Raw genomic sequence first — 25,072 nt, forward strand, 5'->3', positions numbered from 1 at the left:
TAAAGCCACGTTGATCACTCCGATCTCCTGCCGATGAGACAGGTGGAATTGTGCTACTAACGTGGGTCAGATTCCGTTGCAAATTCGTGGGGAACGTGGGTCAATTTTCAGTGCAACTTAACAGGCACCAGCAACATGTATCACCCTGTATTACGCAGTCTCGAAACCCGCTCGCCTCATAGGTGAAGCGGGTTTTTTGTTGTCTCACCCCAAGTTATGCAATAGCATGCGATACCAACAAAATGATGGGATTTTTGTTGGTATCACTGAAGTACAAAAAACAGCATACCAACAAAGGGTTAGGCGATGGCATTGACGGACACAGGTAGCCGGTCGCCCGGTTCCAGTCGCTCATAAAGCGCGCGATGTGCATCGGTCAGAAAGTTCGACCTTAACGCCGAGCGAACTTCGGCCCATCCTTCCAATTCTTTTTCTGCGGCGATATGCGCGAGCGCTATCCGTTGTAATCGGGCCTCAGCCGGCTGCTGGGAAAAATCGTTTTGCAGTGCCCGCTCGATATTCCGTGGATGAGTGCTCTGCCCTTCTATCCGATTGCTATAGAAGGAATTCATTTTTCTGACCAACTGGCGCAACGTGGCCCGCGTTGTTTCATGCGCGGCAGACGCTAGCTTCACTGATCCCAGAACAACGCTCTCGCCCAAGGCGCCAACCTCTTCCAGTTGTCGCTCGTTTAACAAGAGTGGTTCAAATTGGTGTGGTGGGTCGTACATTTCTGCCGCTTTGATTACCGGTCGTTTGTAGCTCGCTGATTTACGACGGCGTTATAACATGGCGAACCCGCTTGCGCCGATAGGCGCCGTAACCGACATGGCAAAGCCAGTACACCAGCAAAGCCAGAATCAGCAGCGCCGGTGCATTCAGCGCACCCGAATCCCGCACCGCATTCGGAAAGACCTGCTGCTGCCCCAGGAAAAGTGAATTGGCCGCAATGAAAAAGGCGACGGTCATGCGCCACAGATGGCGGGCCACGCGCATCGCACCGGTGACGCCGCGGTTCAAGATCAATCTCAGATCGCCCACCGCAGCGACGCTGCCGATGATCACGAATAAGACAAAGGCGGCGCCCGGCTGGCCATCCAGTTTGCCAGTCGCGCTCTGTGCGGCCAGCCAGAAGAAATAGGTGCCGGCAATGGTGATGCCCAACGACGTCAAGAGCACGCCGTAGTCGAAGCGGCCGACCTGGCCGGGCTTGCGCTTGACGGCGGTCCACGAGGTCAAGACCAGGTAGAAGGTCAACACGCCGGCCACTACCGAAGCGCGCTCGGGCGTCGGCAAGAACGGCGCCACGCAGGCACCGATCCCGGACATCAGCATCATCGCCACGGCAAATATTTTTCCCGCCATGCGGTGCAGATCGGAGCCCTTGCGGAACACGAAGGCGGCCGCGCCGGACAGGATGCCGACGCTGCCGGCGCCGATGTGCAGGTACAAGACCGCCGCAGCGGCAACGTGAACCAGGACAGAGCTGGCGGGATCAACATACAGTATGGTCATTTTCAATAACTCCGAAGTAATGTGGATAGCGCGAAAAAATTTATGGCCGCTGCCGCTCGAAGAAGGCCCAGATCATGGCCGGCCCGTTGGGCTCCATCGGCGAAGGACCCAACAGGCGCGGGCGGCGCGCATAGGGTTGTGGCAGGCCGTGGCCGCCGCCATGTATGGTCACCAGTTCGACCTCGGTCTTGCCGTCGTTGCGCCAGCGGGACTGCTCGACGCTGACGCCCTCTGCCGCTGGTGTCCGGCTGGTCTGTGGCGCACCGACAAGCTGGCTGCGATCCGCGAAATACTGCGCCGATGCGATCGAGGAAATGACCTGCCCGCCCTTGTAGAACAGCCCCAACAGGTTGATCTCGCCGCCTGCGTAGGGCACCAGTGGATCCTTGGTGCCGTTCATGATCATCACCGAAGTGGTCTGCGCCACAGGCTTGCATTGGAAATTCTGCGCCGCCGGCAGATTGGCGATCACTGCGGCCACCGCGCGGTACCGGGTTGGTTGTTCCAGCGCCAGGCGTATCGCCATCGAGCCGCCGTTCGACACGCCGGCGGCAAACACACGCGTCGGATCGAGTCCGATTTCGCCGGCCAGCTTGTCGACCATGGCGTCCAGAAAGCGTACATCGTCGGCGCTGACGCCGTTCACCTTGGCGTCACCGATCGAACTGCAGTCATTCCAGTCGAATGCGTAGGACTTCGGGTAGACAACGGCGAAGCCATGCTGGTCGGCCAAGCGTTCGAAGCTATAACCGGTGCCGACGCGAACTTGCTGGATGCCTTCTCCGGAACCATGCATTACCACCACCAGGGGCGCGCCTTTGGGCAAGCCCTTGGGCACATACGTCCGGTAGCTGCGTGTCAAGCCGGCTACTTCGATCGTGCCCTGGCTCAGCGTACCGGATAGCTGCGGCTTCTCGGGATCGGGGGTGTAGACAAAATAGCCGAGCAGACCGGCCAGCACAGCCACCAGGGCGAGCAGGCCCAAGAAGGTGAACATCAGGAAGCGCAGAACTTTTTTCATGGCAAGGCTCTCGTTGTTGTTGTTGCGAAAACGTTCACCTTACCAGCATGACCCAGACGGGCCAAGCCGCAAGCGACCGGCTACGCCTCCGCCGGCACAAACCACGTCCTGGCGCGACGAACGACGCCGGCGCCCGCGCAGAGCCCCTCCAGACTCACTCATCCCGCCAGGCCGTGGCTGAATACCCGCGCGCCGTCGTTCGTCCGATACGCCGTTTGGGTGGGGCGGCAGCGCAATACCATGGTGCTGTCCTTGCAGGATCCGCCCCGCGCCGCTCTGCTTCCCGCTTCTTCAACCGCCTAACTTAAGACAAAGCCGACCATGAAAACTCAATGCAATCGTCCACGCAACACCCATTCAATCGCCACCGCAATCGCCACGCTGGCGCTGTTGGCCGGCATGGGCACAGCCCAGGCCGCCATCTTCAAGGATGCGCAGTTTGAGTCGCTGCAAGACGCTGGCAACTACGTCGAACTGGAGCGGCAGGCGCAAGCCCGCTTGCAGGCCGATGCCGGCGACGCCGAGGCCAGCGCGGCCTGGTCGCTGGCGCTGACCTTTGTCGACGCCGGCGATGCAAAACGGCTCGAAGCCGGCGCCAAGCAGGCCAAACGATGCGTCGAACAGCATCCGACGGCAGCGGTGTGTCATCTGGCGACGGCGCAGAACCTGAGCATGCAGATGCTCAACGTCGGCATGTTCAAGGCCATGCGCATGCTCGATACCTTGAAAGCGTCCTGGAGCCGCACCTTGGAACTGGCCCCCGACAGCTTCGTGGCCCGTGTGCAATTGGCCAAGCTCTATCTGACAGTGCCCGGCATGATGGGCGGCAGCGTATCCAAGGCCAAGGAGCTGGAGGCCGCCGTGCACGCCAGCCAACCTGAAACGGCGCGCATCATCCGGGTCAACATCGCTGCCGAAGCCAAGCAATGGGGCGCGATGGAGGGCGAGTTGTCGGCGCTCAAACCGGCCAAGGATGCCGCCATGCGGGAGGAAATTCGCGACGCCACCATGCAGCTGGCACAGGTCTTCCTGACGGACGGCAAAGACCTGGCCAAGGCCAAGAACCTGTATGCGACCCTGCTGCGCGACCAGCCCGACCACGCCGCCGCTTACTACGGGCTCGGCCGGGTCCATACCCAGATGGGCCAGGCGGACGAGGCGATTCGCAACTTTGAGCGCGCCAAGACCATGACCGGCGCCGACGGCTTCCCGATCGACCACCGCCTGGGCGACGCCTATCTGGCCAAAGGAGACAAGGCGCAGGCCAAGGCGGCCTATGAACGCTTCATCGCCAACAAACGCTCCAATCCGGCCAATCTGGACGACGCCCGCAAGAGCCTGTCCAAGCTCGGCTGAACGTATCCCTGCATCAAGGCGGCCTCGGCGAGGCCCGACAAACTCATCCACGAAAGGTGTACTCATATGCACAACGACGATCTCCCACTCTGGCGCTTGAACCTGCTGCGCGCCTTCTATTTGCTGGTGACGGTGGGGCTGGCACTCAGCTTCGGCCCATTGATGCTGCAGCACAGCGACGTTTGGGCGCAGCGCAAGGGCGAAACTGCGGCGCTGTTGAGCGGCTTGGCGATCCTCTGCCTGTGGGGGCTGCGCTATCCGCTGCAAATGCTGCCGCTGCTGATATTCGAGCTGGTCTGGAAAACGCTCTGGCTGCTGGCCATCGCCTTGCCGTTGTGGCTGGGTGGCGCCATGACGCCGGGCGTGGAAGGGACCGCCTTTGCCTGCCTGGTGGCCATCGTGCTGACGCCGCTGGTGCTGCCATGGCGCCATATCGCGCATCACTATTTCGCCAAGCCGGCGCAGCGTTGGCGCTAAGCCGCTGCCGCCCTTCGACCATACATCCATCGAGTATCATATGGACATGCCATCCGACCAATCAGCCCGCTTCAACGATCCCGCCGCGCCCGCCAACTGGCGCGCCATGTTCGGCTGGCGCCGGCTGCGCACCGTCGCCATCCTTTGTACGCTGATCATTCTGCTGTTCAGCTTTGGCTGGAAGGCGGGCCTGTCCGTTCTCGTGACCAGGATATTCTGCGTCGGCCTGGCGTTGCTGCTGGTCTTCGGCCTGTTCGAGCAATGGCCGCGCCGCCTGCCCAAGTGGATGGCCCGCTGGGTCCTGCAAGTCGCGGCAGTCGGCGTGACGGTGCCGATCACCATGTTCATCGCCTATATGTGGAGTACCGCGCCGGGCGCGCCGATGTTCTGGAACGAGCCGGCCCGGCTGGAAGGCTTCGTGACCTTCACTTTGCTGGGCATGCTGCTCGCGCCCTGGACCGCGCTGACGGCCCTGCTGCGCCAGCGCGAAGCGACGGTGGAAGAACAGGCCATCGGCTTCGAGCTGGAGCGCAGCGAGATGGCGCGGGCCGCGCTCGATGCTCGCATGCGCCTGCTCACCGCCCAGGTGCAGCCGCATTTCCTGTTCAACACCCTGGCCAATGTACAGGCCCTGGTGGAGGCCGGCTCGCCGCGCGCGCCGCAACTGCTGCAAAGCCTGACGGCCTATTTGCGCGCCGCCGTGCCCCGGCTCGACGGCTCGACCAACACGCTGGGCCAGGAACTCGAACTGGTGCGCGCCTATCTGGAGTTGATGCAGATGCGCATGCCCGACCGGCTCGCCTTCGAGCTGCACATCGGCAGCGGCGGGCATCTGCTGCACTGCCCGCCGATGACGCTGCTGACCCTGGTTGAGAATGCGGTCCAGCATGGCATCGACCCGAGCGAAGAAGGCGGCCGTATCGATGTGCATACCGAATTGCTCACCGGTGAAGGCGACACGCCGCGTTGCCGCATGACCGTCATCGACACCGGCATCGGCCTGCAGGCGACCGGCCGGGGCCTCGGCACCGGGCTGGCGGCGCTGCGCGAACGGCTGCAATGGGCCTACCGAGGCACCGCAACGCTCGACCTGGTCGAAGTGGAGCCGCACGGTGTACAAGTGACTATTGAATTCCAAATCGAGACTACATGACCTCCACCATCAGCGCCCTGATTGCCGACGACGAACCGCTGCTGCGCGAGATTCTTGAAGCCCGGCTGGCCGCCGCCTGGCCTGAATTGCAGATCGTCGCGCAGGCGCGCAACGGCCGCCAGGCGATCGAACTGTTCGAGCAACATCTGCCGACGATATGCTTTCTGGACATGCATATGCCGGGCCTGAACGGCATCGAAGTCGCGCGGCACATCGGCAAACGTTCGCATCTGGTGTTCGTCACCGCCTTTGACCAGTACGCGCTGGATGCTTTCGAACATGGCGTGCTGGACTACCTCGTCAAACCCGTCACCGCCGCCCGCCTGGCGGAAACGGTGGAGCGCCTGAAAGCGCGCACCCAAACGGCGCAACCGGCCGTGCACACCGAGGCGCTGCTGGCGCAACTGGCCGAGCGGCTCAAGCTCGGCCAGCCCGAAGCGCTGCGCTGGCTGCGCGCGACGGTGGGCGGCTCCTTGCGGATGATACCGGTCGACGATATCGACTATCTGAAGAGCGATACGAAATACACCCTGGTCGCCTTCCGCGACGAAGGGCACCCCGCCGAAGCGCTGATACGCATGCCGCTAAAGGAGCTGATTGCGCAACTCGACCCGCAGCTGTTTGCGCAGGTACACCGCTCGGTGGCGGTCAATCTGCGGGCGATACGCTGCGTCACCCGAGGCGAAAACGAGACCGCCGACATCGAGCTCAAGGGACGTAACGAGCGCCTGCCAGTCAGCCGCAGCTACTTGCAGTTCTTCAAAGAGATGTAAGCCTGCCCGCCATCAAAAACCACCTGCGGGACTGCCAGTCTGCGCCTCGGCTTGTGTCGTCGATACGAACCAGCGCCGGAGCGCCTGCTTCAATCCGCAGGTGTCGTTCTCCGTCCCTATCCAGGCAACGCACGCATCGGGACGGATCAGCATCGTCGGCCCAGTATCGACGCCCACGCAACGTATTCTCTGCGTCGCGGCAGCGACCATCATCGATGCCGTCCTCCCAGCTGAAGCATCGAGCAGAACGCCCCTTCCGTCCTGCATGAGATCGTAAAGCGAGGCGCCGCCTGTGCTGCCGGCGACCGGCCGGTCGCCCACCAGGCGCCCCACCTCATCCAGTTCCGACCCAAGATCGTATCGCGTGGCCAACCCGCTCGTCATCGCGCCGATGAGCCGGTTGACATCATCGAATTGCAACAGATCCGCCATCAGCTCCCGCATCGCCCCCGCTTGCGGATCGGGCCGCATGATGGCGACCTGGGCCAAGGTATTGGCCAGCACCGCCTGGGCCACGGGCCGCCGTTCGGTTGTGTAGGTATCGAGCAGGCTATCGGGCATCTCGCCACGGATCACCGCCGCAAGCTTCCAGCCGAGGTTGGCCGCGTCCACCAGGCCAAGACCCAGGCCCTGTCCACCAAATGGCGTATGGACATGCGCCGCATCGCCGCCAAGCAGCACCCGGCCTCGGCGATATGTATCGACCAGCCGGGTATGGTCCGTCCACCGGCTGCCGCTTTCGAGCGCCCTCACCCGGACGTCGGCACCGCTGACGCGGCGGAGTACGGCCTCGACCTCCTCCCGCGTAACCGGAGCCTGCCGGTCTTCGGGCGGCCCACTGAAATCCAACATCAGCAACCGGCCCGGCGCAGGACCAAAGGAAAACATGCCGCCCGATGTGCGGTGCCAGCCGAGCGGCAATAGGCGCTCCGGCTGGTCGATCTCGGCGACGGCCTGATAAAAGGTCAGCGTCGGCGGTGTGCCGGGAAAATCAAACCCAGCCATCTTGCGGACGAGGCTGCGCCCGCCGTCGCAACCCACGAGATAGGCGCAACGAATACGGCCGGCGCCTCCCGGCGCTGTCCATTCAACTTCGACGCCATCCGGCTGTTGGACGAATTCGGCGACGTCGCACTCGCGGCGCACCTCGATGCCCAGTGCCTGCGCGCGCTCGGCCAGCATGGCTTCAAGGGCTTGCTGATCCACTGGACGGGGGCGTCGTTCCGGCTCTTTCTGGGCGTCCTTGCGTATCAAGGACAGGCCGGCGAAATGGCCGCTGAACTTGGATGCCCGGCCCCGCAATACCGCTCCGGCCTGTTCCATCTCCGCGAAGCTGCGCGCCTCTGCCGCGGCAATCGCCTCAGACATGCCGCGACGCATTAACGCTTCCACGCCTGGCGGTCCGATGCCAAATGCCTTCATCGCCGTGCTCGGCGCGGCAAGGCGTTCCAGCACGAGAACGCGCGCGCCTCCCAGGGTCAGTTCAATGGCGGTCAGCAGTCCGACCGGTCCCGCGCCCACAACGACAACATCAATCATATACTCAATCCCAATATGTACTTAGTATATGTAAACTATGCTATCATCCGCCACATGTCAATCCCAGCCGATCTCCGATCCCGCAAGCGCCTCGCCACGCGACAAGGCATCTCCAATGCCGCCACGCGCCTGTTCCTTGAACGGGGCTTCGATCATGTGACGGTGGACGACATTGCGGCAGCGGCCGACGTCGGGCGGATGACGGTGTTCAACCATTTCCCCCGCAAGGAGGACATGTTCTTTGATCGCGACGAGGAAGGCCGCGAAATGCTGCGCCTGGCCCTGCGGGAGCGTGACCCGCATGTCGCTCCGATCGAGGCATTGCGCCTGCTCGCCCATCGACTGGCTGAGGAACAAAGCCCTTACACCAGGTTTTCCGCAGCAAGCCAGGGCTTCATCGAGACGATCGAAGGCAGCGCAACCCTCAAGGCGCGGGCCAGGGCGATCCGCGACGAGATCGCGCAAGTGGTGGCAGTGGCGCTGTCCGAAAGCGCGGGGCGAGAGTCCAGCGATCCCGACGCTCATCTGGCGGCCAGCCTGCTGCTGGCGACATGGACCGTCGCCCTCATCCAGGCTCACCAGACCTTCCGGCAAGGGCGCGATACCGAGCAAGCGAAAGCCGTCTTTCTCGCCGTCGTAGACAAAGGAAGCACGGGCCTGCATGCCGCCATGGCCGGCACGCTTTACATCTGATCGAGCCATTTCGTACGCTAAAACCCGCACTTGGATATGCAGAAATATTCCGCCTGCGCGAAACGCCAGCGGAACGGCGCTGCGCTACACTAGCCGCTCGCCCACCTGCCTGAGGAATCGAGACATGACACGCAAAACCGCTGCCGATTTTGACCCGGAAGTATTGAAGCTGTTCGACCAGTACGTACACGGCGGCATCACGCGTCGTGATTTCCTGTCCTCGGCGACACGCTATGCCGTGGGCGGCACGACTGCCGCCGGCCTGCTCGGCGCACTCAGCCCGAGCTTCGCCGCACCGCTGGTCACCCCGGACGACCGCCGCATCAAGGCACGCTACCTCGAACTGCCTTCGCCGCAGGGCAACGGCACCGTGCGCGGCTACCTGGTCTCGCCGGCAGACGCCAAGGGCAAGCTGCCACTGGTGTTGGTGGTGCACGAGAATCGCGGCCTGAATCCGCACATCGAAGACATCGCCCGCCGCCTGGCGCTGGACGGTTTCATCGCCTTCGCGCCGGACGCCTTGTTCACCCTGGGTGGCTACCCCGGCGACGAGGACAAGGCGCGCGCCCTGTTCAGCAAGCTGGACCAGCCCAAGACCCGCGCCGACTTCGTCGCCTCCGCCCGCTGGCTGCAGCAACAGCCGGAAGGCAACGGCAAGCTCGGCGTGGTCGGCTTCTGCTTCGGCGGCGGCATCGCCAACTATCTGGCCACGCAGTTGCCGGAACTGGCGGCGGCCGTGCCTTTCTACGGCGGCCAACCGGCGGCGGCGGACGCGGCGCGCATCAAGGCCCACCTGCTGATCCACGACGCCGGCAACGACGAGCGCATCCGCGCCGGCTGGCCCGCCTACGAGCAGGCGTTGAAGGATGCCGGCGCGGCCTACCAGTACCACGTCTACCCCGGCGTGGAACACGGCTTCAACAACGACACCACGCCGCGCTACGACGCCGCCGCCGCCAAGCTGGCCTGGCAGCGCACGACCGACTTCTTCCGCGCACGGCTGGCCTGACGCGCTCAGTTATTCGTATTTGGCCGCCAGCCGCTGCCACTCGGGATCGTCCTTGAGCTGGCGGATCACCGGGGCGATCTTTTCATAGATCGCCCCCTTGGCGAGCGGCACCAGAAAGCGCCGCTCGGTGGCGCGCGACGGCAGCTCGTGCAGCTGGAATTTGTCCGCCTCCACCGCATGCACTTTCATGTAGTAGCGCACCACCGACTCGGCGGCAGTCACGCTGTCCACCCGTCCAAACCGCAGTTTGTCCAGATTGTTGTCGTCGCTGATGGCGTCGCTGCGAACCAGCCCCTGCAGGCGCATCCACGCTTCCAGGTCGGGATAGCTGTAGCCGAGCACCATGCCGACCGTGCGGCCGCTCAGCGCGCCAGGCTTGGACACATTAAAGGCCTGCCCCGCCGGCAGCACGATCACATAGCGGTCGATGTCGAATGGCACGGTCCACAGGTATTTTTTCTGGGCGACGTCGTTGAACCAGTGCGGCATCATGCCGATGACGATGCCGTCCAGCTCGCCCCGCTCCACTTGCAGCTGCAAGCGCTTGCGCGGCAGATAGATCAACTTGAAACTCAGCTGGCCGAGTTTTTTACGGTTCAGGTAATCCACCAGGTCGGGATAGATGCCGCTGCCGTCGACTATCATCAAGGGCGCGACACGGGCGCTGGTGTAGACGTTGACGACCTCACTCCGCGCCGCTCCATGGAGCACGCACAAGCACAGCATCGTCATTGCCATCAGGAACTTCTTCATGGTTGAAATATAGCATGCCACAGCACGGTCCGATTTAAGCCCATCCTCACCTTGCAGCCCGTGAAAGGGTCCTGCGGGGCCCTTTCTTCGTTTTAGGACTGGGCGAAGGCCAGGAAGTCGGCGTTGAACTGGTCCTTGTGGGTGTCAGTCAGCCCGTGCGGCGCGCCGGCGTAGACGATCAGCTTGGCGTGCTGGACTATGGCGGCCGAAGCCTTGCCGGCGGCGGCTATCGGCACGATCTGGTCGTCGTCGCCGTGGATGATCAGCGTCGGTTTGTCGAATTTCTTCAAATCGTCGCGGAAGTCGGTTTCCGAGAAGGCCTTGATCGAGTCATAGGTGTTCTTGTGGCCGCCCTGCATGCCCTGCGAGTACCAAGCCTGGATGAGGCCCTGCGAAGGCTTGGCGCCCGGACGGTTGTAGCCGTAGAACGGACCCGAGGCGATATCCAGGTACAGCTGGGCGCGATTGGCGACCGAGCCGGCGCGGATGCCGTCGAACACTTCCATCGGCAGGCCGCCCGGATTGGTCTCGGTTTTCAGCATCAGCGGCGGCACCGCCGAGATCAGGCCCAGTTTGGCGATGCGCTGGGTACCGTGGCGGCCCACGTAGCGCGCCACCTCACCGCCGCCGGTCGAGAAGCCGGCCAGGATGATGTTTTTCAAATCCAGCGCTTCGATCAGCTGCGCCAGGTCGTCGGCGTAGTGGTCCATGTCGTTGCCGTCCCAAGGCTGGCTCGAACGGCCGTGGCCGCGGCGGTCGTGGGTGATGACGCGGAAACCGTTGTTGGCCAGGTGGAAGGCGGCCGATTCCCAGCTGTCGGCATTCAGCGGCCAGCCGTGGCTCAGCACGACCGGCTGGCCGGTGCGTGGGCCCCAATCCTTGTAGTAGATCTCGACGCCGTCGCGGGTGGTGATGGTGCTGGTAGTTTGAATAGCGTTGGTCATGATCTTCTTCCTTTTAGTCGATGTGTGGATATCAAGTGTTGTGCTACAGTTCCCGGCAAGTTTGGCCTTGCGATGGAGTGAATCTTAGGCCTGCCAGCGGGTTTGCGGAACAGACAACCTTGCAAGGTCGCTTTGCAAAAATGCAGGCCCCCAACCCGACATCGCCCATGCCCTCAAGTACCGACTTCGACTGGAACGACATCCCGCTGATCCTGGCGCTGGCCCGCAGCGGCAGCATGAGCGCCACCGGCCGCCAGCTGGGCGTGGACGCCTCGACCATCAGCCGCCGCATCGCCGCCGCCGAAAAGTCGCTGAAGCTGCGCCTGTTCATCCGCGATAACACCGGCTACCAGCTGACCGACGCCGGCCAAGTCTTCGTCCAGCACGGCGAAGCGGTGTACGGCAACGTCCAGAGCATGTTGCAAGCCTCGTCGCTAGAGGCCGACGCCACCGCCGGTCCGGTCAACATCACCTCCATCGACTTCCTGTTCGACTACTGGCTGCTGGAACACGTTCCCGCGCTGCACGCCGAGCATCCACAACTGCAACTGACGCTGCAGGCGGAAAACCAGAACCTGTCCTTCACCCGCCGCGAGGCCGATTTCGCCCTGCGCCTGGGCCAGCCGGGCGAGGACGCGGCGCTGGTGATGCGCAAGCTGGGCGACCTGGGCTTCGCCGTCTACGGCCACGCCCGCTTCGCCGACACACCGCGCGCCTGCTGGGGCACTCAGCCCTGGATCGCCTACGACGAGGCGCTGGCCGCCACCGGCGAGATGCGCTGGCTGGCGCAGATGGAGCCGCAGCCGCGCATCGCCCTGAGGGTGAACAGCCTGAGCACGATGGTGCGCGCCTGCCGCGCCGGCGTCGGCATGGCGCTCCTGCCCTGCATCATGGGGCAACAGGAGGGACTGGTGCGCATCGGCGGCGGCGTCGAGGTACAGCGCGACATCTGGCTGCTCAGCCATCGCGACGCCGGCTCCATCGCCCGCTTCAAAACTGTCTCCGCCTGGCTGTCGCAGCTCTACGCCAGCAGCCAGGACCTGTTGTGCGGCACGGTTTCACACCGCTAATCCGCATTCTGACCCCTCGTTTTTGCAGTTCGTCACATCCCGGTGGATGTACAGGGGGCCCTTGTCTATAGTTCACTCAACGCAAGACAAAACGCAGTGAACCACACAACCCAAGGAGCTCAAAATGAACATCGCTAAAAACATGGAAGCCATCTTCGTAGCCGCAATCGTCGTCGCCAGCGCTACCTCGTTCGCCACCGCCGCCGTACCGGCAATGCACAGCGCCGCCCCAGTGGCAGCAGTCGCCGCCAAGGCCGACACCACGAAAATGCAAGTGGTGACCGTCAGCGCCAAGCGCCTGACCGCCGCTGAAAAAGCCGCACTGTAATCGATACTTAACTCACGCTGAACGACGGAGCGCATGATGAAAAAATATCTGAAGGCTGCGATGCTGGCCACGGTACTCAGCAGCGGCGCCAGCGCCGCGCTGGCCGCCGATGTGATCAGCGAGAACCGCAGCGTCGATGCGCGCGCCGTCAACATCGACCTGGATGGCGTCATCAGCCTCAAGGTCCGGCAAGGTCCAGTCGCGTCGCTGACTCTATACGGAGAGGCTGACGCGCTGAAAAAAGTGACGGTGGAGCAGACGGGCGATACCCTGCACATCGGCACCAGCAAGACCCGCGGCTTCAACTTCGGCTTCGGAAGAAAGCAAGACCTGCGGGCGGAGCTGACGCTGCCGAATCTGCGCCAGGTGGTGTCGGGCGGCGTCGGTTCCACCGAAGTGTATGGCTTCAGCGGCGACAACCTGCGCCTGGCGTTGGACGGCGCCGGCTCGGTCAAGGTCAACGCCCAGTACCGCAACGTCGATGTGAAGCTGGGCGGCGTCGGCAGCATGACCGTCAACGCCGGCAACAGCGACAACGTCGACCTGAATTTGCGCGGCACCGGCCACATCGAAATCACCGGCCAGACCAAGCAGCTGCACGCCAGCCTTGGCGGCGTCGGCGGCCTCGATGCAGAGCAGCTGCGCGCCGACACGGTGGAAGTCAATATGTCGGGACTGGGGAGCGCGTCGGTGTACGCGAAGACCAGCGCGAATATGAAGTTATCGGGCATGGGTTCGGCCAAGGTGTACGGCAACCCGGCCAATCGTAGCGCCAGCGCCCACGGCATGGGCAGCATCAGCTGGCAGTAAGGAATGCGGTAGTCCGCAGCAGGAAACACATGGGTGTGTTTTTACCGTCCGCGAGGCTCACTCCTCCCGGACGGTTTTTTTTATGGCGTCGCGTCCCAGCACGATACGCATGTCGGCGTAGACCGGCTTGCCGTTTTGCGCTTGCAGCGCCAGGCCCAGTCGCTGCGCCAGCGTCTGCGCCAGCAGCAGCTGGTCGCGCCGATATTCGATGCGGCTGGTCGGCACCACGAACGGCTTCACATTGGTCAGGCGCGTGGCCTTGATGCCTTCCGCGTCCAGCGTGCGTGCCAGCCGCGCGGCGGCGCCGGCAACGCCGTTGCCGTTGCTGATTTCCAGTTTGACGCCTTGCGCCGCAGGCGCCGTTTCAACGCTTGCGGCCACGCGCAGCACTTCCACCAGCGCCGCGCCGATCTTCCTCACTTCCGTGCGCGGCATCGAGGCGTCGACGACGGCCCTGGCTTGCGCCGCGCCTTCCCTCAGCAGCGCGTAGTCGCGCCGCACGTCATGCGCGCGCAGCGTGGCGGCTTGCCGGAACATGGTCACCGCCCGTTCGCGTTCGCCGCCCGCCTCCAGCGCCGCGCCCAGCTGCTCCCAGCGCGAGGCGTCGGTCGGCTCCAGCAGGCAGGCTTGCTCCAGCGCGGTGACGGCGCTGGTCTGCTGCTCCACCACCGGCGCGGGCGCCGGGGCCATGCCGCCGCACGCCATCAGCAACGCGCCGGTGCATGCGGCGCCCAGTGTACGTTTCATCATCGCCTCCTATTTTCCCAATATGCTCGGCAGCGTGCGGTAAATCTGTATGCCGGCGGGGCCGATCAGCACCAGCATCAAGGTCGGAAAAATGCAGAAGATCAGCGGGAACAGCAGCTTCAACGCGATCTTGGCGGCGGCTTCCTCGGCGATCATGCTGCGCTTGGCGCGCAGGTTGTCCGAGTGCACCCGCAGGGATTCGCCCATGCTGGTGCCGAAGCGTTCCGACTGTATCAGCATCGCCACCAGCGTATCGACATCGTCGACGCCGCTGCGCAAGGCCAGGTTGCGCAAGGCCTTCTCCTTGCTGAAGCCAGCGCGCATTTCCATCAACGCCAGCTGCAGCTCCTGCGCCAGCGCCGCGCTCTTGATGTGGATCTCGCCGGCCACCTTGGCCATGGCGCGTTCCAGGCTCAGGCCCGCTTCCACGCAGACGGTCAACAAATCCAGCGCATCGGGGAAGTTTTCGAAGATGTCCCGGCAGCGGGTAGCCGCCTTGCGCGTCAATATGACGTTCGGCAGGTAGTAGCCGATGGCCGCCGTCATCAGCAGCAGGTAGATGAAGCCCCGGTTCAGCGTGTGCTCCAGCGCCGCGGCGCCCAGCCCCGCCAGCAACACCGGGAGCCCCAACGCCAACAGCGTCTTGGCGGCGAAGTACAGCGACGGCGCCGACGCGCCGCGCCAGCCGGCGTTCATGAAGCGGGTGCGCAGCGGCGAACGTTCCCAACCCTCCTCCGGCAGCGACAGCCGCGAAAACGGTTGCGCCGCCTGCGCGACCTTCTCTATCCAGCCCCCTTCGACCGGCGCCGACGATTCCGACTTGCCGATAAAATCAATGAGCCGCTCGCGTATCGGCACCGATGAAAAACCAAGCAGCGCCACCAGCGCGACGCCCACCACCACCGCGAACACGATAACGAGAAAACCTATCTGCCGGATATCCATGCCGCGCTCCTCAAACCCGTATGCGTATCACTTTGCGCATCCACAGCACGCCGCCCGCCGCCATCGTCAACGCGTACCACGTCAGCGTCACGCCGGCCGGATCGGTCCACAGCACCTTCACGTAGGCGGGGTTGGTCACCATCATCAGCGCCAGCACGCCCAGCGGCAGCAAGCCCAGTATCCACGCCGACATCCGTCCCTCGGCCGACATCACGCGCACCTGCGCCAGCAGCCGCAGGCGGGCGCGTATCAGGCGGCTGATGTTGCCCAGGACTTCGGCCAGGTTGCCGCCGGACTCACGCTGTATCAGCACCGCGATCACCAGGTAGCGCAAGTCGGTCAGCGGCACGCGCATCGCCAGGTTGTGCAAGGCTTCGTTCATCGGCACGCCGTAGTTGATCTCTTCGTAGGCGAACTTGAATTCGCCGGCGATCGGCTCCGGCATTTCCTCGCCCACCATCTGCATCACGTTGGCGAAGGAGTGGCCGGCGCGCAGCGCCCTGCCGAGAAAATCTGCGGCCTCCGGCAATTGCTCCTCCAGCTTGACCAGGCGCGCGCGCCGCGTGCGCATCAACAGCGCCCAGGGCAGCGACAGTATCATCGCCAGCATGCCGCTCGCCGCCAGCGCGGGCAAGTCCAGCATGGCCGGCAGCATCAGCGCCGGCGCCAGCAACACCAGCACGCAACCGAGGAACTGCGCCACCGACCAGCGCACGCCCGCTTGCAGCAGCAGGCGGTCCAGCAAAGCGAGGTGCCGGAAGCGGCGCAGGATTTTTTCCAGCGCCGGATTGCGGCTGTAGCTGCGCTGCTTGAGGATATCGATCCGCTCTCCACCGCGCTCGCCGCGCGCCGCCATCAGCCGCAGGCGCTTGGAGATGCGCCGCGCGCCGCTTCCGTGCGCGCCCGACCACCACAGCCAGGCGCCTTCGATCATCAGGATCACGGCGGCGAACAGCAGCACCGCAAAGGCGGAGAAGATCGCATCCATGCCGCTACTCGTAGATCTTGTCGGGGTCGAACACCGAATCGGCCACTGGCACGCCGAACATGCGCAAGCGGTCGGCGAAGCGCGGCCGCACGCCGGTGGCGGAGAAGTGGCCCAACACTTTGCCGTTCGCATCCACGCCTTTTTGCTCGTAGCGGAAGATCTCATGCATGGCGATCACGTCGCCCTCCATGCCTGTGATCTCCTGCAGACTGACCAGCTTGCGCGTGCCGTCGGTCAGCCGCGACACCTGCATCACCACCGTCACGGCGGAGCAGATCTGCTGCCGCGTAGCGCGCGGGGTCAGGTTCAAGCCGGTCATGCCGACCATGTTCTCCAGCCGCGACAAGGCGTCGCGCGGGGTGTTCGAATGGATGGTGGCCAGCGATCCTTCGTGGCCGGTGTTCATCGCCTGCAGCATGTCCAGCGCCTCCGGCCCGCGCACCTCGCCGAGGATGATGCGGTCCGGCCGCATGCGCAGCGCGTTGCGCACCAACGAGCGCTGATTGACCTCGCCCTTGCCTTCGATGTTGGGCGGCCGCGTCTCCAGCCGCACCACATGCGGCTGGCGCATCTGCAACTCCGCCGCATCCTCGATGGTAACGATGCGCTCCGCCACCGGGATGAAGCCGGACAGCACGTTCAGCATGGTGGTCTTGCCGCTGCCGGTGCCGCCGGAGATCAGGATGTTGACCTTGGCCTGGCCCAGCGCCTTCAGCACCTCCATCATCGGCGGCGTCAGGCTGCGGTAGTCGAGCAGGTTCTGCACCGTCAGCGGATTGACCGCGAAGCGCCGTATCGACAGGATGGGGCCATCGATCGCCAGCGGCGGAATGATGGCGTTCACGCGCGAGCCGTCCGGCAGCCGCGCATCGACCATCGGGCTGGATTCGTCCACGCGGCGGCCCACGCGCGAGACGATCTTCTCGATGATCTTCATCAGGTGGGCGTTGTCGTTGAAGGTGACGTCGGTCAGCTCCAGCCGGCCGGCGCGTTCGACGTAGACCTTGGCGCAGGTGTTGACCAGGATATCGGACACGCCGGGATCGGCCAGCAGCGGCTCCAGCGGCCCGAAGCCCAGCATCTCGTGCTGGATGTCGAGCACCAGGCTATGCCGCTCGTGCTGATTGAGCACGATGCGCTCTTCCTCGATGATGCGCTGGACCAGCAGCGCCAGCTCGTGCTTGAACTGCTCCGGCGTCAGCCGCTTCAGGCGTTCCAGGTCGATACGGTCAAGTATCGTCTGGTGCATGCTCTTCTTCAGCTCCTGGTAGGCCGATGCCGCCAGTCCCGGCAGGCCGCCGATAATCATGCCCTGGCGGTTGTCGTCCGCCGTCGCCAGTCGTTCGCGTAAGCTCATGTCATTCTCCGCTGTGGTTGTTCCTACTCGCTCTCGTTGCGGCCGAACAGGCGGTCGAACAGGCCTTTGCTCTCGGCCACCCGGCGCGCCGTCACCAGTTCCACCAGCTCGGCGAGGCTGCGCGCCACCGCGCTGCTGCGCGACAGCTGCAGCACCGGGATGCCCTGGTTGACCGAATCGGTGGCCGACAGATAATCGTTCGGCACGGTGTGCACCACCTCAGCGCCCAGCGCCTGCTCCAGGTCCATCAGCCGCAGCTTGCCGCCCTTTTCGTAGCGGTTGACGATCAGGCGGATACGCTCGCTCGGATAGCCCAGCGAGCGGAAGATGTCCAGCAGGCGGCGGCCGTCGCGGATGTCCGGCAGCGCCAGTTGCAGCACCGGGTGGATGGTGTCGGCCTGGTCCAGCGCGCGCAGCGAGATGGCGTCGATCTGGCGGCCCACATCGAGCACGATGAAGTCGTAGTGCTGGCGCGCCACGCGCAGGATGGTGTCCATGTGCTCCGGCTTCATGTCGACCGCGTGATTGGGATCGTCGGCCGCCGCCAGCACGCCGAAGTTGGACGCCACGTGCACCAGGCAGGAATCGAGGAAGGAACCGTCCATGCGGCTGATCTGCGCGCAGATGTCGGACAGCGTCATCGCCGGCTTCTGGTCCGACACATACAGCGTGGCGTCGCCGAACTGGCCATGCAGGTCGATCAGCAGCACCTTCTTGTCGGCCAGCGCGGCCAGCGCGTAGCCGAAGTTGGTCGACAGGAAGGTCGCGCCGCTGCCGCCCTTGCAGGAGATGAAGGCCAGCACCTTCCCCTCGCGCATCTGGCTGACGCCGGCCGCCACTTCGATGCGGCTCATCGTTTCATGGAAGGCGCTGTGCACCAGCGGCAGCTGCAGCACTTCGCGTATGCCGGCGCGCATGGCGCGGATCAGCAGGTCCTGCTGCGGCTCGCGCGTCAGCAGCATGAAGGAGGAGGATGGATACAGCTTGCTCAGGCGCTCGACCAGCTCCGCCTCGTCCGGCGCCACATCGCTGGCGTCGACGATCACCAGCTCCGGCAGCTCCGGCAGCTGGCGTTCCACCGCATCGCGCAGGCCGTTGCGCGACGCCACCAGCTGCACGGCGGGCATGCGCGCGGAGCCTTGCGCGGCGACTTCGGCGTGCAACAGGCTGTCCCTGCTGATCATCAGTGCTTTCATGGTCGCTCCTCACTTGGCGCCGCTGACGCCGATGGTAAATGCCGACGGCTGCGGCGCGGGATCGCTGCTGGCCTTTTGGTAGCGCTCAAAAACGGCGTGCGCGGCGCGGCCGTCCATGCCGGCCACCGGGTCGCGGTTGCGGCCGGCGTCGGCGTCGATCACCTGCTGCGCCAGCGTGGCGCGGGCGACGTCGCCGAAGTGCCGATCCCATTGCGGCGTGGTGGGCGTGAATGGCAGGGCGCAGGAGGCCAGCGTGCATGCCAGCGGCAGGCTAAGTAGGTATCGCATCGTCGTATCCCGTTTATTTGTGCTCGGTACTCTGGGCCGGAGGCCCTTCCATGCGCCCTTCGAGGAAGAGCTGGGCGCGGCTCGGTGTGGTGACACTGTCGGTCGGCAGCTGGTAGTTCGGCGGCAGTGGCTTGACCAGGTGCGGCGTCACCACGAACAGCAGCTCGGTGCGGTCCTGCTGGAAGTCGCTGCTGCGGAACAGCGCCCCCAGCACCGGCAGCTCGCCCAGCACCGGCAGGCCGTGGATGTTGGTGGTCTGGGTGTTGCGGATCAGGCCACCGATGGCGAAGCTCTGGCCGTCGAACAGTTCCACCGTGGTGGCGGCGCGGCGCGTGGTAATCAGCGGCAGGATGGCGCCGCCGGAGAAGCCGGCTGCCGAGATGCCGATGCCCTCGCGCGACAGCTCCGACACCTCCGGCGCCACGCGCAGGTTGATGCGGCCGCCGGCCAGCACGGTGGGGGTGAAGTGCAGGCCGATGCCGAACTCCTTTTCCTCCAGCGTGATCTTGTTGTTGTCCTGCGCGACCGGGATGAAGATCTTGCCGCCCGCCAGAAAGCTGCCTTCCTGGCCGCTGATGGCCATCACCGTCGGCTCGGCCAGGATGCGCACCAGGCCATCCTGCTTTTCGGCCGAGATGCCGACGTGGTTGCCCGTGGCCTTGCCGCCGCTGAGCAGGCCTTTCAGCGTGCCGCTGATGAAGTTCGACGCCAGCGTGGTGCTCCAGCTGCCGCCGCCAAAGCTCAGCGACAGCCCGGTCTCCAGTTTGTCCAGCAGCGTCTTGGAGACCTCGGCGATTTTCACTTCCAACATCACCTGCTGCGGCGCGCCGACGTTGAGGAAGTTGACGATGCGCGCGGCGCCGCCGGCCGCCGATGCCGATGCCGGCGGCGTTGGCGTCGCCGCGCCGCCCTTGTCGCCCTTGGCCGCCTCCAGCGCCTGCGCCGGACGCCGCACAAATGCGGCCGCCAGCTCCAGCACGCGGGCGGCGGTCTGCGCGTCGTCGACCGTGCCGCTGAGGACCAGCGTATCGCCGGCGGCGCTGACCTGGATGTCTTTTTGCGTGGGCATCAGCGCGGCCAGCGCGCTTTGCAGCGCCACCGGATCGACGCCGACCACCACCTCGATAACATTGCATACGCCGCTGCGGCCCCGCACGATCATATTGCTGCTGCCGATGTCGACGCCAACCACATACAGCGTGTCCGGCGCCACCAGCATCGCCTGCAGCACGGCAGGATTGCCGACGCTGCGCGCCTGCACCGCTTCCGGCATGCGCATCAGCGTCGACTTGCCCAGCGCGAGCGTCAGGCTGCCCGGCGTGGCGGCCTGGCCGCTGCACCGCAGGTTTCCGGTGTCGCGACCCTGCACTGGCTGCGCCGCCTCCGTCCCGGCGCGGACGGGGGCGGCGCCGGACGGCGCCACAGCCGGCACGGCTGCGGAGGGCAGTGCGGCGGCGATGGCGGCCGGCCCGAAGCTAGCCATCGCCAACAACAGCGCCGCGCGTCGTAGCGTCGTCATGGGCGGCTCACAAGCATTCCTGCGTGCGCTGCACGCCGGCGATCACGCCGACGCAGGCGCGGGCACGCGGCGCGGCCTGCGCCAACTGCGCGCGCGGCTTGGCGACGGCGGCGGGCGTCTCCGCCGGCGGCGCCACCGGCGGCCTGGCGATGCCGAGCAAACTGGTCTTGGTCGCGCCGCCCGTCACGCCCGGACGCGGATCGACCTGGTTGCGCAGCACCAGCGACAAGGTGCCCACGCTGCGCGCCAGGTCGATGTTCTCGGCCTGCGCCGGCGTCACCTCCAGCGTGACGGCGTTGACCACGCGCGGCTTGGTTTCGTCGCGTCCCACTTCCTGCGCCACTGCCAGCACCAGTATCCGTTCCAGCACGATCTTGGAAATCGCGTTCTCGTTGCCGGTGGCGGCGGCCTGCGTGTTGACGAGGATGTCGACAAAATTCCCCGGCAGCGCAAAGCCGGCCACGCCCACCACGTCATTGACGCGCACCGTGATGGCCCGCTTGCCTTCCGAGATCAGCGCCGACAAGCCGCCCAGCGTGCCGGCCGGCGCCAGCTTGGCCTCGCTCAAAGGCTCGTCGCGCAGCACGCTGGTTTTCAGCACGCGTCCCACCAGCTTGGAGCCGTCGCGGATGGCGCCGCGAGGCAGGTTGTCGGCTGGCCAGTCGATCGCCTTCAACATCTCAGGCGTCAGCCGCTGGCCGAGGTTCACATCGGTGGCGGCGACAATGATCTTGTTGGCCGATGCCGGCGTCTGGCGCAGCAGCCAGCGCGAGGCCAGCACCACCGCCACCAGTCCCAGTACGATGGCCAGCGCCATCATCATCAGTGCGCGACGGTTGTTCATGCTATGTGCCGTTGCAGTTGGTCGATGGCGTCGGCCGGCGCCGCAACGCCGGTGGCGAACATGCTGATCCAGGCTTGCTCCAACGTCTCCACGCTGACGCGCGCGGACTCGCCGAGGAAGCCGGCGAAATCATTGATGCGGCCGATGATCTCGCGAGGGTAGCAGGCCAGCAGCGGCAGGCCGGCGCCTGCATGCAGCTCTTCGATCAGGTAGCGCAGCGCTGCCTCGTCGAACGCCACGCCGGCGGCTACGCACTGTTGGCGAAACAAGGTGCGGTAGTTGGCCACATCCAGCGGCCCGACCGGAATCTTGTAGCCGACCCGGCGCAACGCCGGCGCGTCCAGCAGCGCCTCCGGCGCCAGGCTGGTGGCGAACACCAGCTGCATGCGGCACGGCACACTGAAGTGATAGCCGCCGGCCAGCGCCAGCTGGCTGCGTTCCAGTTCCCGCGCCTGCGAGAAGCGGTTCAGCAGATCGGCGGCAGCCATGCGCTGCCGGCCCAGGTCATCGACGATCAGCAAGCCGTTGTTGGCCTTCAGCTGCGGCGGCGAGCGATAACAGCCGCTATGGCTGTCCGCCTGCAGCTCCAGCATGTCGGCACTCAGGTCGGCGTCCAGCGCCACCACGGGCCGCGCGCATAGCACCCAGCGCGGATCGCTGCTGCGGCGTTCCTGCGCCTGCCGCAGCTGGCGCAGATGCGGCGGCGCCGGCGCGCGGTGCACCAGCGCGTCGTAGACCTGGATGATCTCCTGCCCCACCACCAGCGCATGCGGCACCGCGATCACGCCTTGCAGCAGGTCCCCCAGCCGGCGCGCCAGCACCGACTTGCCGCTGCCCGATGGACCATGCAGCAGCACCGTGCGGCCCGCATGCATGGCCGCGCCCAGCATGCGCTGCACGGCGGGGCTGAGGAAGTCGTCGGCGAATTCGGCGGCCAGTTCTTCGGCACATAGCTGCGGCGCCTGGCCGGCCTGGCGTTCGACCACGGCGCGGTAGGCATCCAGCGTCACCGGCGCCGGGCCGACGTAGGGGCTGCGGTCCATCCAGGCGCTGGTGCGCAGGCGGCCGGCCGACGTCAGCTGGTACTGCACGTCAATGTCCGACTCGCCGCGCCAGGCCACTTCGACCACATGCTCGGCCACCATGAACTCCAGCGCTTCGCGCAGCACATTGATCGACAGGTGCAGCCGCGTGGTCAGCACCGGCAGGTGGATTTTTCCGTTGATGAAGATGGTCTTGGCGATCAGTTCGACGATGATCTGTTGCGACAAGCCGCTGTCGCGCACCGTCTTGGGCTGGGCCGGCAACAGCTCGGCGGGATCGGCATGGATGGCGGTGGAAGGCGATTCTACGGCGAGCATGGCGATCTCCAGCGGTGGAATTAGTTACGTTGAGGAATCAAGTCTATCGGCCCACGTTTTGTGGATATTGACGCGCAGCAAATTCGTGGCTAGCAAGCGATTAGCGATGTGCGAACGCCAGCATCGCCATGGTGGCCAGCGCGATCGCCAGGCCATAGGGAATGCCGCCGACGCTGGCGCCCGGCGCCAGCGGCACCGCTTGCAAGGGCATGCCCAGGCTGCGCAGCAGCAGCGGTTTGCAGATCGTCACCACGTTGCGCCAGCCGTCGCGCCAGCGGCCGTTAAACAACAGCATCAGCAGGCCCATCAAGCCGCCGATCAGCGTGGCCAGCACCGCCACCTTCAGCGCCATCAGCGGCCCGACGAAGCTGCCGACCATGGCCATCAGCTTGACGTCGCCGGCGGCCATGCCGCGCAGCAGATACAGGGGCAGGAATAAAAAAAGGCCGGCCACGCTGCCGGCCACCCATTGCGTCAGCGGCGCCCAGTGCTGGTTACCCAACATGTGCAGCATCAATGCCAGCAGCAGGCCGCTGAGGATCAGCACATTCGGGATCTTGCGCAAGGCCAGATCGGTCACGGCCGCCTGCGCAACCAGGCAGATCAATATCACTTCGATCGCATTCAACATGACGGTCTCTCCGATGAAAGGCTTTCCAGCCGACTACGGCTGGAAAGCCTGCTGCTTAAGGCACGGTGATCTTGGCCGCGATGTTGGTGAACGCGGCGAGCAGTGCCGGCCCCAACAAGACAAAGGCGGCGCTGACCGCCGTTACCATCGTCGCCGCGATCAAGCCATATTCAATGGCGGTAATCCCGTCTTCGTCGTGCGCAAACACCTTTGCAGCTGCAATAAGCGAGTTCATGATTTACTCCTTGGATTAAGTCAAAAAAGTACCCCTGGCGCGGTTGGCGGACTATCAAATCGCCAGTGCCCTGCCATTAAGGCCTACTATACGGATCGGAGTTTTCCGAGAGTTGACGTGACGCAAGTTTTCCATGCGGCATTTATTTTACGGGTATGATGAAAATGTGCGTGCGAAGCACACTTCACGGCTGGCTTATGTCAAACTGCATCAGTTTCCCGGCCGATAAGCTGGAAGGGCTGTTCCAGCTGTCGGAAAAAGGTCGCATACAGTTGCAAGGAATGTTTTTTTTCGCACACATGAATTGCCTTGATTGCAAAAAGCTATTATCCTGCTTAGCTGTTCTTTGGAAAGGCCCCGTGTTGCAGCTTCACTGTGCGCCTGACTATCAAAGAGATTGGCTTGATAGGCGTGAACCAAACGTGGCTAGACACAAGGTTGTGTGATTATTTTCCAGAGAAGAAAATGGATTCCCTACTGAAACACATGGTGGACATGACCGGCCACCGCGATCACACGATGCTCGACATCTCCGTGATCTCGGCGGTGCAGGAGCTTGCCCGCGCCAGCCAGGCCCGCGTACTGACGCTGGCCACAGTCAGGGGCAAGACCTTCGTGCGGCCGCGCGCCATCATCTGCGCCGGCGAAGCGGCGCGCATGGTCGATACCACGGACCTGCACAATCCCGGCGAACCCATCGAGAACTTCCCGGCCCTGGCCCACTGCATCGCCACCCACGAATCGGGCGCCGACGTCGCCAACGAGGCGGGCGAGCACACGCTGTGGCTGCCAATCTGGCTGGGCGACAAGGCCGACACCTGCCTGGAAATCGTCAACCCGACCCCGTACACCAGCGACACCATCCACGTCATCGGCGGCATCGTCAGCGTCTACCGCAACTTCCAGAACTTGCTGGACTACAGCGAACGCGATTCGCTGACCGGCCTGCTCAACCGCAAGACCTTCGACGACCAGCTGGCCAAGATGCTGGCCGCCAGCACCGAGCAGGATGCCCTCACCTTGCCGGGCGAGCCGGAGCGGCGCAGCCACCACGAGCAGGAAAAGCAATGGCTGGCGGTGGTCGATGTCGACCATTTCAAGCACGTTAACGACCGTTTCGGCCATTTATACGGCGATGAGGTCCTGATCCTGATCGCCAACCTGCTCACCTCCTCGTTCCGCGCGCAAGACCGCGTATTCCGTTTCGGCGGCGAGGAATTCGTCGTACTGCTGCGTTCGACCACCTTGGACAACGCCAAGAAGATCATCGACCGCTTCCGCATGAACGTGGCGTCGCATGATTTCCCACAAGTGGGCAAGGTGACTGTGAGTGTGGGGTTTGTCAGCATCAGCGCGCTGGAGGCGCCGGTGATCATCCTGGGACACGCCGATCAGGCGCTGTACTACGCGAAAAGCCACGGCCGCAACCTGGCCTGCCACTACGACGAGCTGGTCGATGGCGGTATGTTGCAAGCCATCGAATCCAACGATACCGCCGAGTTCTTCTAAAAACCCCCGGC

The 25,072-nt window shown here is 64.5% G+C and carries 27 protein-coding genes; 10 read left to right on the forward strand and 17 right to left on the reverse strand.

Annotated elements, in window-relative coordinates; all coding sequences use genetic code 11:
- Positions 1 to 299 precede the first annotated feature (299 nt).
- The 3 genes from D0T21_RS19800 to D0T21_RS19810 are packed head-to-tail and all read right to left on the reverse strand — an operon-like array spanning position 300 to position 2,536.
- A complete protein-coding gene (locus tag D0T21_RS19800) occupies positions 300 to 731 on the reverse strand; it encodes a hypothetical protein (protein WP_147328137.1) in 432 nt (143 codons plus the stop codon).
- Positions 732 to 771: 40 nt separating this feature from the next.
- Positions 772 to 1,515 carry a DUF2306 domain-containing protein gene (locus D0T21_RS19805; protein WP_116994467.1) on the reverse strand — a complete coding sequence of 248 codons (744 nt, stop codon included), beginning with the start codon at positions 1,513 to 1,515 and terminating at the stop codon, positions 772 to 774.
- A gap of 40 nt (positions 1,516 to 1,555) precedes the next feature.
- Positions 1,556 to 2,536: a PHB depolymerase family esterase gene (locus D0T21_RS19810; protein ID WP_116991077.1), complete on the reverse strand. Its 981-nt coding sequence runs from the start codon at positions 2,534 to 2,536 to the stop codon at positions 1,556 to 1,558.
- A gap of 321 nt (positions 2,537 to 2,857) precedes the next feature.
- On the opposite strand from D0T21_RS19810, the gene D0T21_RS19815 reads away from it, so the two are divergent.
- The 4 genes from D0T21_RS19815 to D0T21_RS19830 all read left to right on the forward strand — a co-directional run bounded on the left by D0T21_RS19815 (position 2,858) and on the right by D0T21_RS19830 (position 6,295).
- Entirely contained in the window at positions 2,858 to 3,892 is a 1,035-nt protein-coding gene (locus tag D0T21_RS19815; protein WP_116991078.1) for a lipopolysaccharide assembly protein LapB, read from the forward strand.
- A 66-nt stretch (positions 3,893 to 3,958) separates the two neighbouring features.
- Positions 3,959 to 4,369, forward strand: coding sequence for a hypothetical protein (locus D0T21_RS19820; protein WP_147328138.1), 411 nt, complete (start codon positions 3,959 to 3,961; stop codon positions 4,367 to 4,369).
- 40 nt (positions 4,370 to 4,409) lie between these two features.
- Positions 4,410 to 5,522, forward strand: a complete 1,113-nt coding sequence (locus D0T21_RS19825) for a sensor histidine kinase (RefSeq protein WP_229211565.1) — start codon at positions 4,410 to 4,412, stop codon at positions 5,520 to 5,522.
- Positions 5,519 to 6,295, forward strand: coding sequence for a LytTR family DNA-binding domain-containing protein (locus D0T21_RS19830; RefSeq protein ID WP_116991080.1), 777 nt, complete (start codon positions 5,519 to 5,521; stop codon positions 6,293 to 6,295). Before D0T21_RS19825 ends, D0T21_RS19830 begins: the two co-directional genes overlap by 4 nt.
- Positions 6,296 to 6,307: 12 nt before the next feature.
- Here D0T21_RS19830 and D0T21_RS19835 read toward each other — a convergent pair whose 3' ends face one another.
- A complete protein-coding gene (locus tag D0T21_RS19835; protein WP_199538508.1) occupies positions 6,308 to 7,834 on the reverse strand; it encodes an FAD-dependent oxidoreductase in 1,527 nt (508 codons plus the stop codon).
- Between the two features lie 54 nt (positions 7,835 to 7,888).
- On the opposite strand from D0T21_RS19835, the gene D0T21_RS19840 reads away from it, so the two are divergent.
- On the forward strand, positions 7,889 to 8,527 hold the full coding sequence (locus D0T21_RS19840; protein WP_116991423.1) for a TetR/AcrR family transcriptional regulator: 639 nt from the start codon (positions 7,889 to 7,891) through the stop codon (positions 8,525 to 8,527).
- Between the two features lie 124 nt (positions 8,528 to 8,651).
- Positions 8,652 to 9,536, forward strand: coding sequence for a dienelactone hydrolase family protein (locus tag D0T21_RS19845; protein ID WP_116991082.1), 885 nt, complete (start codon positions 8,652 to 8,654; stop codon positions 9,534 to 9,536).
- 9 nt (positions 9,537 to 9,545) lie between these two features.
- On the opposite strand, the gene D0T21_RS19850 is transcribed toward D0T21_RS19845, so the two are convergent.
- Positions 9,546 to 10,274, reverse strand: a complete 729-nt coding sequence (locus tag D0T21_RS19850; RefSeq protein WP_229211566.1) for an ABC transporter substrate-binding protein — start codon at positions 10,272 to 10,274, stop codon at positions 9,546 to 9,548.
- 107 nt (positions 10,275 to 10,381) lie between these two features.
- Positions 10,382 to 11,233: an alpha/beta fold hydrolase gene (locus D0T21_RS19855; RefSeq protein ID WP_116991084.1), complete on the reverse strand. Its 852-nt coding sequence runs from the start codon at positions 11,231 to 11,233 to the stop codon at positions 10,382 to 10,384.
- Between the two features lie 167 nt (positions 11,234 to 11,400).
- On the opposite strand from D0T21_RS19855, the gene D0T21_RS19860 reads away from it, so the two are divergent.
- The 3 genes from D0T21_RS19860 to D0T21_RS19870 all read left to right on the forward strand — a co-directional run bounded on the left by D0T21_RS19860 (position 11,401) and on the right by D0T21_RS19870 (position 13,441).
- Entirely contained in the window at positions 11,401 to 12,303 is a 903-nt protein-coding gene (locus D0T21_RS19860) for a LysR family transcriptional regulator (protein WP_116991085.1), read from the forward strand.
- A 124-nt stretch (positions 12,304 to 12,427) separates the two neighbouring features.
- On the forward strand, positions 12,428 to 12,631 hold the full coding sequence (locus tag D0T21_RS19865; protein ID WP_116991086.1) for a hypothetical protein: 204 nt from the start codon (positions 12,428 to 12,430) through the stop codon (positions 12,629 to 12,631).
- Positions 12,632 to 12,667: 36 nt separating this feature from the next.
- On the forward strand, positions 12,668 to 13,441 hold the full coding sequence (locus D0T21_RS19870; RefSeq protein WP_116991424.1) for a GIN domain-containing protein: 774 nt from the start codon (positions 12,668 to 12,670) through the stop codon (positions 13,439 to 13,441).
- Between the two features lie 57 nt (positions 13,442 to 13,498).
- On the opposite strand, the gene D0T21_RS19875 is transcribed toward D0T21_RS19870, so the two are convergent.
- The 11 genes from D0T21_RS19875 to D0T21_RS19925 form a co-directional block, all read right to left on the reverse strand.
- Positions 13,499 to 14,188, reverse strand: a complete 690-nt coding sequence (locus D0T21_RS19875; protein ID WP_158568026.1) for a LytR C-terminal domain-containing protein — start codon at positions 14,186 to 14,188, stop codon at positions 13,499 to 13,501.
- A gap of 9 nt (positions 14,189 to 14,197) precedes the next feature.
- A complete protein-coding gene (locus D0T21_RS19880) occupies positions 14,198 to 15,133 on the reverse strand; it encodes a type II secretion system F family protein (protein ID WP_116991088.1) in 936 nt (311 codons plus the stop codon).
- Between the two features lie 10 nt (positions 15,134 to 15,143).
- Positions 15,144 to 16,121 (reverse strand): type II secretion system F family protein, encoded by a 978-nt coding sequence (locus D0T21_RS19885; RefSeq protein WP_116991089.1) that lies wholly within the window; start codon positions 16,119 to 16,121, stop codon positions 15,144 to 15,146.
- A 4-nt stretch (positions 16,122 to 16,125) separates the two neighbouring features.
- Entirely contained in the window at positions 16,126 to 17,478 is a 1,353-nt protein-coding gene (locus D0T21_RS19890) for a CpaF family protein (RefSeq protein WP_116991090.1), read from the reverse strand.
- 23 nt (positions 17,479 to 17,501) lie between these two features.
- Positions 17,502 to 18,674 (reverse strand): AAA family ATPase, encoded by a 1,173-nt coding sequence (locus tag D0T21_RS19895; protein WP_116991091.1) that lies wholly within the window; start codon positions 18,672 to 18,674, stop codon positions 17,502 to 17,504.
- A 9-nt stretch (positions 18,675 to 18,683) separates the two neighbouring features.
- Positions 18,684 to 18,962 carry a hypothetical protein gene (locus D0T21_RS19900; protein ID WP_116991092.1) on the reverse strand — a complete coding sequence of 93 codons (279 nt, stop codon included), beginning with the start codon at positions 18,960 to 18,962 and terminating at the stop codon, positions 18,684 to 18,686.
- 13 nt (positions 18,963 to 18,975) lie between these two features.
- Positions 18,976 to 20,481, reverse strand: coding sequence for a type II and III secretion system protein family protein (locus tag D0T21_RS19905; RefSeq protein ID WP_116991093.1), 1,506 nt, complete (start codon positions 20,479 to 20,481; stop codon positions 18,976 to 18,978).
- Positions 20,482 to 20,488: 7 nt separating this feature from the next.
- Positions 20,489 to 21,325 (reverse strand): Flp pilus assembly protein CpaB, encoded by an 837-nt coding sequence (cpaB, locus tag D0T21_RS19910; RefSeq protein WP_116991094.1) that lies wholly within the window; start codon positions 21,323 to 21,325, stop codon positions 20,489 to 20,491.
- The gene (locus D0T21_RS19915) at positions 21,322 to 22,686 is read right to left on the reverse strand and encodes an ATP-binding protein (RefSeq protein WP_116991095.1); all 1,365 of its coding nucleotides are present in this window, start codon (positions 22,684 to 22,686) and stop codon (positions 21,322 to 21,324) included. The genes cpaB and D0T21_RS19915 overlap by 4 nt, the downstream gene beginning before the upstream one ends.
- Positions 22,687 to 22,786: 100 nt before the next feature.
- On the reverse strand, positions 22,787 to 23,317 hold the full coding sequence (locus D0T21_RS19920) for a prepilin peptidase (RefSeq protein ID WP_116991096.1): 531 nt from the start codon (positions 23,315 to 23,317) through the stop codon (positions 22,787 to 22,789).
- Positions 23,318 to 23,372: 55 nt separating this feature from the next.
- The gene (locus D0T21_RS19925; RefSeq protein ID WP_116991097.1) at positions 23,373 to 23,552 is read right to left on the reverse strand and encodes a Flp family type IVb pilin; all 180 of its coding nucleotides are present in this window, start codon (positions 23,550 to 23,552) and stop codon (positions 23,373 to 23,375) included.
- A 465-nt stretch (positions 23,553 to 24,017) separates the two neighbouring features.
- Between D0T21_RS19925 and D0T21_RS19930 the strand changes: the two genes are divergently transcribed.
- Positions 24,018 to 25,061: a GGDEF domain-containing protein gene (locus D0T21_RS19930; RefSeq protein WP_116991098.1), complete on the forward strand. Its 1,044-nt coding sequence runs from the start codon at positions 24,018 to 24,020 to the stop codon at positions 25,059 to 25,061.
- The last annotated feature ends 11 nt before the right edge of the window (positions 25,062 to 25,072 follow it).

It is taken from the genome of Duganella sp. BJB476, from assembly GCF_003416895.1.
Taxonomy (GTDB): Bacteria; Pseudomonadota; Gammaproteobacteria; order Burkholderiales; family Burkholderiaceae_D; genus Rugamonas.

Excerpts from the sequence above, each read along its gene's own strand:
- D0T21_RS19840 (WP_116991423.1), top strand. The coding sequence starts at position 7,889 with ATGTCAATCCCAGCCGATCTCCGATCCCGCAAGCGCCTCGCCACGCGA.
- D0T21_RS19915 (WP_116991095.1), bottom strand. The coding sequence starts at position 22,686 with ATGCTCGCCGTAGAATCGCCTTCCACCGCCATCCATGCCGATCCCGCC.
- D0T21_RS19855 (WP_116991084.1), bottom strand. The coding sequence starts at position 11,233 with ATGACCAACGCTATTCAAACTACCAGCACCATCACCACCCGCGACGGC.
- cpaB (WP_116991094.1), bottom strand. The coding sequence starts at position 21,325 with ATGAACAACCGTCGCGCACTGATGATGATGGCGCTGGCCATCGTACTG.
- D0T21_RS19810 (WP_116991077.1), bottom strand. The coding sequence starts at position 2,536 with ATGAAAAAAGTTCTGCGCTTCCTGATGTTCACCTTCTTGGGCCTGCTC.
- D0T21_RS19870 (WP_116991424.1), top strand. The coding sequence starts at position 12,668 with ATGAAAAAATATCTGAAGGCTGCGATGCTGGCCACGGTACTCAGCAGC.
- D0T21_RS19905 (WP_116991093.1), bottom strand. The coding sequence starts at position 20,481 with ATGACGACGCTACGACGCGCGGCGCTGTTGTTGGCGATGGCTAGCTTC.
- D0T21_RS19860 (WP_116991085.1), top strand. The coding sequence starts at position 11,401 with ATGCCCTCAAGTACCGACTTCGACTGGAACGACATCCCGCTGATCCTG.
- D0T21_RS19830 (WP_116991080.1), top strand. The coding sequence starts at position 5,519 with ATGACCTCCACCATCAGCGCCCTGATTGCCGACGACGAACCGCTGCTG.
- D0T21_RS19845 (WP_116991082.1), top strand. The coding sequence starts at position 8,652 with ATGACACGCAAAACCGCTGCCGATTTTGACCCGGAAGTATTGAAGCTG.
- D0T21_RS19925 (WP_116991097.1), bottom strand. The coding sequence starts at position 23,552 with ATGAACTCGCTTATTGCAGCTGCAAAGGTGTTTGCGCACGACGAAGAC.
- D0T21_RS19800 (WP_147328137.1), bottom strand. The coding sequence starts at position 731 with ATGTACGACCCACCACACCAATTTGAACCACTCTTGTTAAACGAGCGA.
- D0T21_RS19805 (WP_116994467.1), bottom strand. The coding sequence starts at position 1,515 with ATGACCATACTGTATGTTGATCCCGCCAGCTCTGTCCTGGTTCACGTT.
- D0T21_RS19850 (WP_229211566.1), bottom strand. The coding sequence starts at position 10,274 with ATGGCAATGACGATGCTGTGCTTGTGCGTGCTCCATGGAGCGGCGCGG.
- D0T21_RS19900 (WP_116991092.1), bottom strand. The coding sequence starts at position 18,962 with ATGCGATACCTACTTAGCCTGCCGCTGGCATGCACGCTGGCCTCCTGC.
- D0T21_RS19820 (WP_147328138.1), top strand. The coding sequence starts at position 3,959 with ATGCACAACGACGATCTCCCACTCTGGCGCTTGAACCTGCTGCGCGCC.
- D0T21_RS19930 (WP_116991098.1), top strand. The coding sequence starts at position 24,018 with ATGGATTCCCTACTGAAACACATGGTGGACATGACCGGCCACCGCGAT.
- D0T21_RS19895 (WP_116991091.1), bottom strand. The coding sequence starts at position 18,674 with ATGAAAGCACTGATGATCAGCAGGGACAGCCTGTTGCACGCCGAAGTC.
- D0T21_RS19890 (WP_116991090.1), bottom strand. The coding sequence starts at position 17,478 with ATGAGCTTACGCGAACGACTGGCGACGGCGGACGACAACCGCCAGGGC.
- D0T21_RS19875 (WP_158568026.1), bottom strand. The coding sequence starts at position 14,188 with ATGAAACGTACACTGGGCGCCGCATGCACCGGCGCGTTGCTGATGGCG.
- D0T21_RS19835 (WP_199538508.1), bottom strand. The coding sequence starts at position 7,834 with ATGATTGATGTTGTCGTTGTGGGCGCGGGACCGGTCGGACTGCTGACC.
- D0T21_RS19865 (WP_116991086.1), top strand. The coding sequence starts at position 12,428 with ATGAACATCGCTAAAAACATGGAAGCCATCTTCGTAGCCGCAATCGTC.
- D0T21_RS19885 (WP_116991089.1), bottom strand. The coding sequence starts at position 16,121 with ATGGATGCGATCTTCTCCGCCTTTGCGGTGCTGCTGTTCGCCGCCGTG.
- D0T21_RS19815 (WP_116991078.1), top strand. The coding sequence starts at position 2,858 with ATGAAAACTCAATGCAATCGTCCACGCAACACCCATTCAATCGCCACC.
- D0T21_RS19920 (WP_116991096.1), bottom strand. The coding sequence starts at position 23,317 with ATGTTGAATGCGATCGAAGTGATATTGATCTGCCTGGTTGCGCAGGCG.
- D0T21_RS19880 (WP_116991088.1), bottom strand. The coding sequence starts at position 15,133 with ATGGATATCCGGCAGATAGGTTTTCTCGTTATCGTGTTCGCGGTGGTG.
- D0T21_RS19825 (WP_229211565.1), top strand. The coding sequence starts at position 4,410 with ATGGACATGCCATCCGACCAATCAGCCCGCTTCAACGATCCCGCCGCG.